The sequence below is a fragment of the Terriglobus sp. YAF25 genome (assembly GCF_052113305.1).
In the GTDB taxonomy this organism is placed as follows: domain Bacteria; phylum Acidobacteriota; class Terriglobia; order Terriglobales; family Acidobacteriaceae; genus Terriglobus.
Map to the genome: position 1 here is coordinate 1 of NZ_JBFRCY010000142.1, position 12,815 is coordinate 12,815.

Here is a 12,815-nt window from a genome sequence, read left to right on the forward strand (position 1 = left end):
GTACAAAGGCAGACCGACGTTGACGATCAGTACAACTTTCGTATTGATCACAATTTCTCAGAACGGCAACGAGTGTTCGCGCGTGGAACATACAGCGTCAATAAGCACCGCGAGAACGACTGGTTCGACAAACCAACAGGTTCCAATGCTGTGTACCAGCCAATCAGTGCATATCTCTTCGCCTTGGGCGATACGTGGACATTCTCGCCAAATATGTTGTTGCAAGTGACGTACGGGTTTGCAAATCAAAGGAACCAGCAGATCTCTGGGAGCTATGGCATCGATCCGAGGCCCTACGGATTCTCAAGTAACTTCTTGAGCGAGCAACAGACGCCAGGCATTCCTTATCTCATCATGACGAGTTTCTCCACATTGGGATATCTCGCGGGCTCCAATCGATGGGACCACTACACGCACTCTTTGGCGCCATTGCTTACCTGGCAAAAGGGCACTCACACCCTGAATGTTGGCTATGATGGCCGGTTGATCTATGAGAACGAGCCTTCATTCGCCAATCCGCTCGGTACGTTCACCTTCAGCAATCTATTAACGCGGGGCCCAAATGCATTCAACGCGCCTGCCGCTAACCCAAGTCAGTTCGATGCCTTTGCCTCCTTCCTGCTTGGCGTTCCCTCGGATACCCACTTGGTCCGTAATGCCGAGTTTGCAATGCACCAGTGGTATAACTCGGTGTTTATTCAAGACGATTGGCGACTTGCCCGGAATCTTACTTTGAATCTGGGAGTGAGATATGAGCACGAGGGTGCGATGCGTGAGCGGCATAACCAATGGGCGTCGATTGATTTGAACGCGACCAACCCGTTCTCGACCTCCTCGTTTCCATTTACCGGAGGTGCGCAATACGTTGGAGCAAATGGCAATTCCGCGGGCTTTTGGCAGGACTACAACAGGGTGAGCCCTCGTGTGGGTTTGGCTTTTAGCCCCTACACCGGTACTGCTGTGCGTGCCGGATATAACATGCTTTTCCTACCGACGTCACAGCGTATATATAGCTCTGCAACGATGGGGTATACGCAAGATACGGCCAAAACGTACGCTTTCAGCGACGTCCCAACAACTACGATGGACAACCCTTTGCCCAATGGCGTCGCCTTACCGGCCGGAGCTTCCGCAGGCGTTCAGGTCAGCACGGGTAATTCCGTGTCGGGACTCCTCTATCACAATCCGCAGGCCTATATTCAGCAGTGGAATTTTGGTGTGGAACAAGAGCTGGCGACAGGTCTCGTCCTTCACTTGAACTACGCGGGATCGAAAGGCACGCACCTGCCGATCAACTCGAACCCGAACGATCTGCAGCCGAAAGACTGGGGTGCGGTTGGAGATCCTGGAGGAACTCAAGCCGCATATCTCGCCGCTGCAGTTCCCAATCCATTTTATGGCAAGGCGGCCGCCTCATCGCAGCTAAATACCGCAACGGTCCGACGCCAGCAACTCCTCGCTGCCTATCCGCAATATGCACTGAACACAGGTTTGACGAATAACACACTGGCTCTATTTCAGAACGATATTGGAACCACGTCGTACAACGCGTTCCAGGCCTACCTCACAGTTCGTCGGGTAAAAAATCTGGTAGCAACGGTGGCTCTAACCTGGTCTAAGCTTCTCGGCAATGTTTCTGATTACACGACGGGTGGATTCAATCAAAACGGAATTCCCGCCTACCAAAACTACTATCGTATGGATATTGAACGTTCTTATCTCCCTACAGATGTCCCGCAACGTTTCGTAGCGACTGGGAACTACACTCTTCCATTCGGACGAGGACAACGATTTGGGAGCAACGTCCGGCCTTGGGTGAACGAGTTCCTTGGAGGTTGGAAACTGAACACCATCGTCTTCATCCAATCGGGGTTCCCATTAGACCTCACTGAGACAGGTGGTGCTGCGTATTCTGGTAGCCGCCCCAGCTTTGTTCCAGGAGTGAATCCATTAACGCAAGGCCCAGTCAAGAATAGGTTGGGTGGCGGTACAGAGGTGGGGTATTTCAACCCAAATGCCTTCCGCCCCACCAGGGCTTTCGAGCTTGGAGATGTTCCTCGCGCGTCGGGGTTGATGCGCAGCCCCTTCCATTTCCAGGACGATCTGTCATTCATAAAGGAATTCCGCTTCCGGGAAAGATATGGAGTTCAATTTCGGTTTGAGGCCTACAACTTCTTGAACAAGGTCCAGTTTGGCCAGCCGACAGTAACCTATGGCTCAACGACGTTCGGACAAATCTCGTCGCAATCGAACCAGCCACGAAGTCTACAACTTGCCCTAAAGCTTTCCTTCTAAGCCGGCAAGCCCTTGTCCAGAACGAAAGCTCTGGACAAGGGTTCCTCACGAATGTTTCTTCAGCGCTCATAGCTGGAGCTTGCTGGCCGTCTGTTTCTCAAGCAAGCGAAACATGACGGCCAAGTCTCTCGAATCGAAGCGCCCTCTTCATCGACAACGTTTTCGAGATACCTCGACTTCACGACAGCAGAACCACACAACAGAGCGATCATCGCTCAAGTGGGAAAGCCACAAAACAGAAAACGTTCGACATCTTCATGGACGGATTGGGTTGAAGTTCGATGCAAGTTACGTGGTCTTAACGAGGTGAATGAGCGTCCTTGAAGCTAGTAAGCTGATCGATTGTCAATCCTCCATGGAGATGCTAGAGTTCCGAGCAGTGCAAACGGAACCCACCGCGATTGCTGAAATGCGCGAAGACGAACGTCTTCTCGATCAAGTTTTGCAGAGTCGCACCTTCGTCCGCAGCATTACTCTCAAGAAGCTGCTCCTTTACCTCTGGGAAAACCGCGATCACGAACTGAACGAGTACGCCATTGCAACGGACGCTCTCGGGCGACGACCGGACTTCGACTCCAAGATCGATGCGACTGTCCGAGTGCAGATTGGAAGATTGCGCAAATCGCTTGAAAAGTTTTACGCGGAAGAGGGCGCAGATCATTCCCGGCGAATTGCGATCCCGGTCGGATCTCATCAGCTGCTCTTCGTGGCGGCGGACGAGGCAGAGCCCTTCGTAGAAGCGGAACCCGAAGGCCGGAAAGCCTTTGCCATTGGCGAAGATGCAAGTGCCCCGCCTCCAACTATCGCGGTAACCCCTGAGCCGCCCAGTCGGCCCATCATCGCAACGCCCTTCGCGGTTGCGATCCTTCTCTTGTTGGCAGTCTGTACGGCGCTCCTGTTTAAGGTTGTCCTTACCAAGAGGAATGTCGCTGGCGCACCCCATCGCGATCTGCCTTTGTTTTGGAGCCGAGTTCTCGAAAACGGCAAGCCAATGCGAATGGTACTGCCGGCGCCGGTCTTCTTTTCTTTCCCGGCGCCGAACGGCGGAAGGCTGATTGTTCGCGACATATTGATCAACACCCCCAGCCAGTGGCGAGAGTCTGCGGCGATCAGCCAGCTCGTCACCAGTCACACTGACCCTACCGCGTGGCAGGGCTACACTGTCGCTTCCGATACGTTTGCCTCTCTTGAGCTAGCGCGTTATATGGATGGATACGGTGTCCGGTCCAATTTTTCCAGTTCGGCGAATACCCCGCAGCAAATCGTGGACCACGAGAATATCGTGGCCCTCGGAACCAAGAGATCTTTAGCGACCTACCAAACGGAATTGGATCAGCTCGGCTTCCAGATGGAGGACTACGAGACCCGCGTCGTCGATCGGCTGAGTTCTCCCACGAACCCTCGGGATTTCCCTCTGGTATCCGAGCCCGGCTCCCGTCAAGTCACCCCGGGCATTGTGGCTTTACTCCCGCATGGCAATGACGGCGCCCGAATCCTGCTGGTTCAGGGAGCCCAGACGACTGCCCTAATCACCTACTTAACTTCCGAAGACGGCCTTCGGGAGATCAATGACGCACTGCAAAAAATGAATACCCCGTACTTCGAGGCGGTCATTTTTTGTGAGGTCAACCAAGGGGCACCGATTCAAGCCAGGCTGGGTGCGATACGACCCTTCAATGCTCATCCCATCGTTCCGAGCAAGCCGTAAATAGCAGAAACAGGTACGTAACAATAGTTACATTTACGACGTGGAACTGGTCAATGGTTCCACCGCGGTGGAATTCTTTCATGGGTTCTGCGCGAGTCGTCAGGCTCGTTCTTAGATCGCAAGGGAGATGCCGCCGAGATGACCCCAGGGACTGTCCACAGACTCTTCCAGCCAATAGTATTTCGCGTCGCGATGCTGTTCGCGTGCTGCCTGCCGTCTTTCATTGGAATTGCACTTCTTCTGCCTGGCGTAGGTGCTGTAGCGCAAGGCAGCTCGAAGAGCTATGACGTTGTCGTTGCAGGGGCTGGTACTGGAGGATTCTCGGCAGCGATTCAGGCAGCCCGGCTTGGCGCGCGCGTAGCGCTGCTGGAGGAGACGGACTGGATCGGCGGTCAAATGGCCGCGGCTGCAGTCAGCACCATGGATGAAGGCAACAATCTCACGCCTCCATCGGGTATCTATCGTGAGTTCCTGACACGCATGGGGGCTTACTACCTGGCTCGCGGAAAGTCCGTCGGGACCTGCTATTGGTCTTCCGGCGGCCACTGCTTTGAGCCATCAGCGATTCGGAAAATCCTGAACGGGATGATTACCGAGGTGAACAATACTCCCGACGGCAGGGGACACATTGACCTCATCCTGGAAGATCGTGTGGCGCGGGTCACCACGACGGGGAAGACCGTTACTGGAGTGATCACCGCGCATGGACGTACCTTGCAAAGCAAAGTCCTGATCGATGCCACTGAATTCGGAGACGTAATCCCGTTGACGCCGGCCAGGTTCCGTAGCGGACGTTCGGTAGGACCTGATAATGGGAAGTCCTGTACGCAGGATCTCACCTACACCATGGTCATCAAGAAGTATCCGAACGGTGTGTCGCAGGAACTCCGGATGCAGCACACTCCGCCGGAATACGAAAAATGGCTGCCACTCCTTCAGGCCAAGTGGCAGGTTGACGGTAACCCATGGGTCGATGCCGTGCCCGTCAATTTCGCGAACCACAACGCCTATCGCGGTCTCCCCGATTCCTCCAATCCTGATTCGTATGTGTCGGCAGAAACTCGCAAGATCACGCGCACGGTTCTGAACTGGTTCAACGACCTTCCAACTCACACCGATATCTTCGATCGAGATGCACGAAAGAAAATTCTCTGCGAAGCAAAGCTGAAGACGTTGGCAAACCTGTATTACCTGCAACACGAGTTGCACGAGCCGCTCTGGTCGGTTGCAAATGATGAGGGCTACGATACACCGTTCAATCGCACAGAGAATTCGTGCCCAAATATTCCCGAAGAATTCAAGGTGATCGAAGCGAACATGCCGGCGCTACCGTATATTCGCGAGAGCCAGAGGGTCATCGGAGAATACACGTTGACCGCAGGCGATATCCGACGCGAGCGTCAGGGGGGTATATCCGTCGTCGGATTCGCCGACTCGATTGCGGTTGGCGATTATCCGGATGACTTACATGCCTGCGATGCGGAAAGCGATCTGGAGGAGCAACTGGAACACTTGTCGGATCGTCCCCGGGGATTCCGCTCAGGCCCCTTCGAGGTTCCGCTGCGCTCGCTGATCGCGCAGGAAGTCGATGGTTTTCTGGTGGCGGAGAAGAATATTTCACAATCGCGCTTGGCCAACAGTGCAACGCGTCTTCAACCGATCACCATGCTGACTGGTCAGGCTGCGGGGACATTAGCGGCGTTAGCTGTCCGTGAAGGCATACAGCCAGCGGCGGTACCTACCGGGCAGGTGCAAACCGTCTTACTGCAATCGGGAAGCATCATTGCCAGGTCACCGATGCCCGATATGACGATGGGTACACGGTCGTGGCAGGCAGCTCAATTCGCAGTCGCTCACAAATGGATGGACCTGAAGGCAGCGGGGTTTGCTCCTCAGGACGGCCTTACTCGCGGTGAAGCTGCGGAGATTCTGGATCGTGCATTTCAGTTGAGCGGGGGAGGAGCAACCAGCCCAGCCACAATATGCCGGAAGTTATCCTGCACCAAAGCCAGCTATACCGATCTGCCGCTCTATTCCAATTTTTCGGCCGCGGTGGAAGCCTGGCACGCCCTAAGTCCAGTTCCCCCGTGCAAGCAATCACCGGCATTGTTCTGTCCTAATGCTTCCCTCACGGCGAAAGAGTTCGTCGATTCATTGGTCGCAATCGGGAAGATCAAAAGAAACGTGAACTATGATCGTGCCGCCTTGCTGAAGGATATAGACGGCAAAGAAGATGATCCAATCAGACGAGCGGATGTCGCTCTGGTTCTCTACAACAGCCAGCAACAACTGTCATTCCATTAGATCCCGCACATCGTTTCGGTGTGCGGATTCTGCGTGTTCGTATGTAACTTCTGCTATCGCGATATTGGAGACGATCAAGAGGCGAGTCCGGCTCGCCCATGTCAAGATGCATATCGTAGATCCCGGTTAGACCAGTCTTGTCAACGACAGGTCGGCCCGCGGGTCCGGACAAGATTGTTATTGATGAAAGATCAAAACTCGATTCTGCCCGCGACTTGCAGCACGCGCGATTGGGTCAGCGTAGAACTGGCGTTCCCAAATGACGCGGGTTGATTCATGTTGGCACTCACCGAGTGCGGGTCAAATCGCACGCTATTCGTGACATTGAACGCCTCACCCCGGAGTTGCAGTTTAAGGCGTTCGGTTAATGTGAAGGCCTTGTTCAGACCCGTATCCCAACTGAAATATCCGTCTCCAAGCAGAGGATTGCGTGTGCCCGATTCGCCGGGATAGGCCAAGCGGAAGCTGTTGAAGACGGCCCCCGGATCGGCGAAACGCTGCGCGCCTTTACCACGCTTGAGAGCCGCGGCAGGGATTTTGGATGAAAGGGTAGCGAAGCCTTCGATGTCCCAGTTCGTCGGCCAGTTGGAGCCATCGTCCACGCCGAAGGGCAGACCGCTTGTCCAGCGCACGATTCCAGTCGTCTGCCAGCCCCCGATCAGTGCATCGACAATACGGTTGGTCCCTCCGAGGAAGGTCTTGCCTCTTCCAACAGGAAGGTCCCAGAGGTAGTTGCCGTTGATCTGGTGAGTCATATTGAAATCGGCACGGCCACGAAGCTGATCCGGCACCCAGGTGTTGATGATCTGCGCATTGTTCACACTGCCGGAGTTGCCGAGACGCTCAGCCTGTGAGTTCCAGTCAATCGCGCGCGAGTAGGTGTAGTTCAAGCCGGCCTGCAGGCCATGGGAGGAATGATGTTGCAACACCACCTGCAGAGCGTTGTAGTACGACATGCCGATGGAGCGCCAGCCATAAAGCGCGGAGTATTGGCTGTGAAAGAACCGATAGGCAGGATAGAGGGTCCCTGCTCCAAGTCCGCCGGACGGCTCGTCAAGCAGGTTAAGAGCAGCCGTCTCATTGCCCAGATTTTGCTGGAACAGAGCGTAGACGTTTTGCGTGGCGGTGAGAGTGCCATTCCCGATGTCCTTCCCCTCGAGCGCCCCGTCAAAGGTGTTGGAGCCGATCTCGCGCTGGATGGAGAGATCGAAGAGATGCGAATAGGGTGTCTTGATCTTGCTATCCAGACCCCAGCTGATGTTGAAGCCTTCGGGATCGGGAGTAGCCGGGAAGCCACCTGCAGGCGCTGATGGTAGAAGACCTGAGGGAAATGAAGTGACTCCTTGATAGCGCGGGGCAGTGGTTGTGGTGAGGACACCGGGAGGATTGGAGATCTTACTGGTAAGTCCGTAGGAGCCTGTGGTGTCGTAGTTGTTTACGATGCCCGCCCCAAAGTGGTCATAAACCAGCGTGTAGCCCCCTCGGATAGAGGTTTTTCCCTGCTGACCAAAGATACTGCGCCACATCCCTTCGTTAGCGTGGGGAGCCCACGCGAATGCGAAGCGCGGCGCGATGTCGGATTTATCCCAGTTCCAGAAATCAGCACGGCCATTGGATCTTCCGTTGAGATCAAAGGAGAGATTAGGCACCTTGCTGGCCGTTCCCCCGGTAACGCCCTGACGTGCGCTCTGGTTGTAAAACTCAGTGAGTGAGAAGGGAGTGCAGGCGTTACTGGTCAGGACACATGTGCTTACCTGGGTGCCGCTGGTCTCGGTTGGCGGCTGCAAGAGTGAGTAGCGGAGACCGAACGTCAGTGTGAGATCGGGACGTACCTTCCAGCTATCCTGCGCATAGAGTTCATACTCGCTCCAGCGATAGTCGCGCTTGACGGGTACTCCAAGCGGAAGAGCATTGCCGGTCTTGTCGTAGTTATAAACAGCGTTGCCCTCGGTAACCAGGCCGACGGCATCGGCGATCGCATTGTTGTAATAGCTGGCATAGCTGGTGGCGACAGCGGGATAACCGGCGGCCGCCGGATCGAGCGGAACCCCGCGATTCGCAATTCCCGAAGGCAGGAGCCAACCGATCGTGGTGCCTGCGCTGGGGAAGGAGTTGCCGGTGCTGGCGAGCTGGTCGTCGATGATGCGGATATTCGCGCCAAACTGGAAGCTATGCCGGTCTTTGATCCAGGAGAGATCGTCGACCAGATTGTGCACGGGAATGATATAGCTGCTGGTCCGCGAAAAGGCTGTGGGCAAATCCACTCCGGCTAAGCCTACGCTGGGTTGATTGGATATGCCGGATGTCGATGAGCCTTGCCGTGTCAGACCCCAGCGAAAGTTATTGACCAGGTTAGCCCGTAGAACAGCCGTGTAACCAAGGGCAAAGCCTTTGCTGTTGGTCAAAGCGCGTGTAGAAGCGGGCTGACCAGGAAACTGCGGCGTTCCCGGCTCCGAATCGTTCACCAGATTGCCGCGCCAGAAGAGGGTGTGGTTCGGCGTGATGGTCCAATCCAACCGCCCGATATAGGTGTTGTAAGAGCGGCGCACGGTGTTAACGAAGCGAAAGCCAGAGAAGTTCAGGCCGTCTCCCACGGACAGATCGTTCGGCAGAGGATAGCTGTTCAGGGTTGCAAGCACGGCCTGATTGACACCAACGTGTTGAGGGTCCATGTTCTTGATCTGAGCCGGTGTCAGAGTCTGAGCCTGGCCTCCTTTCGCGACATATTGGACGATCCCCTGTCGCAGGCTCGCTGTAGGTACGTTCCTTGGTCCTACATCGGCTCCCTGTGAGTCCCGGCGGCCTTCGTAGTTCAGAAAGAAAAAGAGCTTGTCTCTTTTGATAGGCCCGCCGATGGCTGYGCCGAAGATGTTGCGGACGAGGGCAGGCGGTCGATTCGATTGTCCGTTCGCGAGCTGAGTCCGCTTATTGAACCAATCATTGGCCGTGAACGAGGCGTTGCGGTTGTACTCGTAGACGCTGCCGTGAAGGCGGTTGGTTCCACTCTTGGTGATGAGCGTGATCTGCGCGCCCGAGCTTCGTCCCGCCTCGGCGTTGGGATTGCTGGTGGTTACGCGAAACTCCGCGACTGAGTCCTGCGTCATGCGGAGCACGCTGTCGAAGGCGTAGCCATAGTTCTCATCATTGACATCGACGCCGTCGAGCGTGACGTTGGACTGGTCGGAGCGCGCTCCATTCACCGCGCCACTGCGGGAGTCACTGCTGGTGTTGCCTCCGCTGGTACCGGACGAAGAACCGTCGCTGCGGCCTAAGAAGGTGACGCCGGGCTGCAGGCTGAGCAGATCCACTACATTGCGCCCCTGGATGGGAAGGGTTGAGACCTGCTGGCTGTTCAGGACATTGCCCAGCGTGGCGTCCGTCGTATTGATGGTGGTCTGAGCCTCAGTCGTGACTTCTACCGCCTGACTGGTCGAGCCGACCCGCATGACGATGTTGACCGTGGCAGGGAGGGCGACCTGCAGCTCGATATTCTCCTTCCTGATCGGGCCAAAGGAGGGAGCATCCACTTCGAGTGCGTATATCCCTGGCTGGAGTTGCTGAAACTGGTAGGCTCCGCTGGCGTCAGTTACACCCGCGCGAATGGCTCCGGTGATTGCGGAAATCAGCTTGATGCCGGCTCCAGGGATGACGGCTCCGCTGGGATCGGTAACCGTGCCACGCAGAGACGTTACTGCCTGCCCAAAGAGATTGGAAGTCACCAGCAACAGAAGCCAGAGCGCGAACAACCCATGAGAAAGGTTTCGCCGCCTTGGTTGAGATTTAGCGCTTACGTGGGAGTCAGGCAGGGGTGTGCTGTACTTCTGGCGCATTTGTCTTCTCCGGAGTGGACTAGTCCTAAGAGGGCTGGTTAGATGCTCATCTTGGCACCCGAAAGACCACTCCGGAAGGGGTTTGCACGGTATAAAGGCCCGGCGCTCACTGTCTATGCAGGGGCAGCAACTATATACTTTTCAGATAGTTGAGCTGGGCTACTCTATTTTTGCGCCGGGAGTGAGTGTTGGCTCTCTTCTGAATGAGTTGAACGACAGAGGCGCCGGCGTTTCACGCCACATTTACCCTCCTTTTATAGGCTAAGGGTCTTGGCGCGAAGGCGGTCGATTGCGGTTTGGGATAATTCCGAGGAGCGATCAGCGGTAGAGCATCTTTTCCTGTTGCTGGGTATCCCGGAAGAAGCCGTGCAGTGGCGTTTTCTTTGCGGAAAACGCGCATAGATACGGAAGCCCTACACTACACCTGCAGGAAAAATGCTCCAGCGTGGACGGAACTATGAAAAATGGGTTGACTGAAGACGCGATCCAGGAGATTCCGGTTCCTGAGTCACTCGAGGACGATGCCCGGTGGAAGCTGGCACAGAGAGTTGCCGCAAGTAAGGGACTGACCTCCTCCGTCCTGCTCTCAAAGTTCTTACTTTACGTCTGCGACCGTCAGCTACGAGGCAGAGTTGCGGAGATTACCGAGTATCAGATCGGGGTGCAGGTTTTCGGCAGGCGCACCAGCTACAACCCGAACGACGACAACATTGTTCGACAGTATGCCCGTCTTCTTCGCAAACGTCTGGACAATTATTTTGATGGCGAAGGATGTCATGAGCCTATCCGGATCAATATCCCACGGGGAGGGTATGTTCCCGTATTTCATCCGCGGACTCCGGCCAAGGATCCCATTACGGCATCAACGGAAGATGCCTCTCTCCATATAGAGGGCGCGGCCAAGCAGGAGCAAAAGGATACGCTCTCGAAAGTGGCGGTAATCCACGACACTGCAATTTTTGAGGCTCGTTCGAGGCGGGAAGCAAGTATGCCCTGGGTGCGTGCGATCTCTCGCCGCTTTTGGTGGATGACTGCCTGCATTGTCATACTTGGCGCCACTGCTCTGTACTTTTCGGGATGGCTCGGCTTCATGCGGCCGCGTGGTGGTTCTCATTTGCTCTGGAGCCAACTCTTCAGCAAGAGCAAGGAGACGTTTGTAGTTCCCGCTGACAGCGGGCTTGTCTTCCTCGAGGATATTGCCGGCCGGCCGCTGTCTTTAAAGGAGTATGAGAACCGGCAATATCTCTACAATCTGTCTCTGCCGGCGGGCATCGATCAAGACACCAGAAATGACCTCAACTCTGCGCGCTATACCAGCGTTTCAGATCTAAATATCGTATCGAGACTCTCGCGGCTCCCGGAGATGGTTCCGGACCGCTTCGTCATCCGTTATGCACGAGAGCTGCATATGGATGACATCAAGCATTCGAATGTGATTCTTATAGGGTCTGTCTATTCGAATCCCTGGGTAGAACTGTTTGAGGACAAGCTGAACTTCCAGTTCGACTACAAGAGTTATTCGGCGTTTGACGCCATCGTGAACAAACATCCACTCGCCGGAGAGCCGGCGCTATTCCATAACAATTCGAGTGGAAACTCGAGCAAGACCTATGCTGTGATGGCGTTTCTGCCGAGCCTTGATGGGAATGGGAGAGTGCTTATCCTGGAGGGTCTGACGATGGCAGGTACCGAGGCCGCGCAAGACCTGCTGTTTGATGAGAATGCGATGGCACCAATTCTGGAGAAGGGGCGCGCAGCCGATGGTTCCCTAAAGCCGTTCGAGCTCCTCATCGAGACATCCGGTATTACAGCAGATGCGCCGACCGCGCGTGTCATCGCCAGCCGCTATTACTGAAGGAATGCAAGTACGGCGGAAACGTCCTATCGCGGTTGCTTGATCCTGGGTTGTATCATCTGCTGAACTTCATCGCAAGCCAGGCATTTTCCCGGGACGCTGGTACTCGTCGGTTATATTTCAGGCGCCGAAATCCAACGGGAAACCACTTCTTGACATCCGACTTATCTGGCATCGATTCGATCAATCTTTGCCCACGTGTTGGACCAATGGTTTTCCAGCCCATCTGTTCCTGGTTGCTGGCATGAAAATGGGGAGGGATGGCTATCCTGGTGGCGGGATAAGATCGATCCGCGAAGGTTCTGATCCTGCCGCTAAATGTGATCTAAACAGAGTCGTACCTAGAGATCGGAAGGTGCCCATGGCCTATCCACGTTGTCCCGAACGGGACATTTTGTCTAACCGGCTAATCGAAGCATATCGGGATCTGAACTTTAGTGACTCAACTGCGACCGAAAGCAGAGCGATCACTTTGAATGCGTCGATAGTCGCACTTCAAGCTGCGATACAAGAGCACAGAGATAAATGCATTCTTTGTCAGAAGATCGCTTCGGCTCCGCGCATTCCAGTCAAAGAGGGAAAGGTGGCGTGACTCAGAAGCCCTTAGCCGCAATCCTTGCTATTGGCCTGCGCTGTTTCATACTCCCCGCAGGGTGCTGAGAACGCGTGGATCACCCCGGCCCTGGTACGGGGTGACATGATGCTTTGGGCTTTTATAAAATGCTTCTGTACTTGAATGTCTCCCATGCGTGGGTAACGCTTCGTTGGCTGACCGAATCAAAGACAGAATGAAGTCGAGCAGCGCCAAGCCTGGAGTTGTGCC

6 protein-coding genes are annotated in these 12,815 nt (G+C 55.2%); 4 read left to right on the forward strand and 2 right to left on the reverse strand.

Going from position 1 to position 12,815, the window contains the following annotated elements:
* The 3 genes from AB4043_RS08010 to AB4043_RS08020 form a co-directional block, all read left to right on the forward strand.
* On the forward strand, nucleotides 1–2,295 hold a 2,295-nt coding region (locus AB4043_RS08010), incomplete at its 5' end, for a TonB-dependent receptor domain-containing protein (RefSeq protein WP_442306818.1).
* Between the two features lie 310 nt (nucleotides 2,296–2,605).
* The gene (locus AB4043_RS08015) at nucleotides 2,606–4,003 is read left to right on the forward strand and encodes a helix-turn-helix domain-containing protein (protein WP_442301546.1); all 1,398 of its coding nucleotides are present in this window, start codon (nucleotides 2,606–2,608) and stop codon (nucleotides 4,001–4,003) included.
* Between the two features lie 138 nt (nucleotides 4,004–4,141).
* Nucleotides 4,142–6,307 (forward strand): FAD-dependent oxidoreductase, encoded by a 2,166-nt coding sequence (locus AB4043_RS08020; RefSeq protein ID WP_442301547.1) that lies wholly within the window; start codon nucleotides 4,142–4,144, stop codon nucleotides 6,305–6,307.
* Here the strand turns inward: AB4043_RS08020 and AB4043_RS08025 are convergent.
* The gene (locus AB4043_RS08025) at nucleotides 6,246–6,479 is read right to left on the reverse strand and encodes a DUF3738 domain-containing protein (protein ID WP_442301548.1); all 234 of its coding nucleotides are present in this window, start codon (nucleotides 6,477–6,479) and stop codon (nucleotides 6,246–6,248) included. The two genes, AB4043_RS08020 and AB4043_RS08025, sit on opposite strands and share 62 nt — an antisense overlap.
* Nucleotides 6,480–6,498: 19 nt before the next feature.
* Entirely contained in the window at nucleotides 6,499–10,026 is a 3,528-nt protein-coding gene (locus AB4043_RS08030) for a carboxypeptidase regulatory-like domain-containing protein (RefSeq protein WP_442306819.1), read from the reverse strand.
* A gap of 568 nt (nucleotides 10,027–10,594) precedes the next feature.
* Between AB4043_RS08030 and AB4043_RS08035 the strand changes: the two genes are divergently transcribed.
* Nucleotides 10,595–11,992 carry a hypothetical protein gene (locus tag AB4043_RS08035; protein ID WP_442301550.1) on the forward strand — a complete coding sequence of 466 codons (1,398 nt, stop codon included), beginning with the start codon at nucleotides 10,595–10,597 and terminating at the stop codon, nucleotides 11,990–11,992.
* Nucleotides 11,993–12,815 lie beyond the last annotated feature (823 nt).

What these genes read in the sequence shown, in the direction of transcription:
- AB4043_RS08020 (WP_442301547.1), top strand. Translation starts at nt 4,142, where the DNA reads ATGACCCCAGGGACTGTCCACAGACTCTTCCAGCCAATAGTATTTCGC.
- AB4043_RS08015 (WP_442301546.1), top strand. Translation starts at nt 2,606, where the DNA reads ATGAGCGTCCTTGAAGCTAGTAAGCTGATCGATTGTCAATCCTCCATG.
- AB4043_RS08035 (WP_442301550.1), top strand. Translation starts at nt 10,595, where the DNA reads ATGAAAAATGGGTTGACTGAAGACGCGATCCAGGAGATTCCGGTTCCT.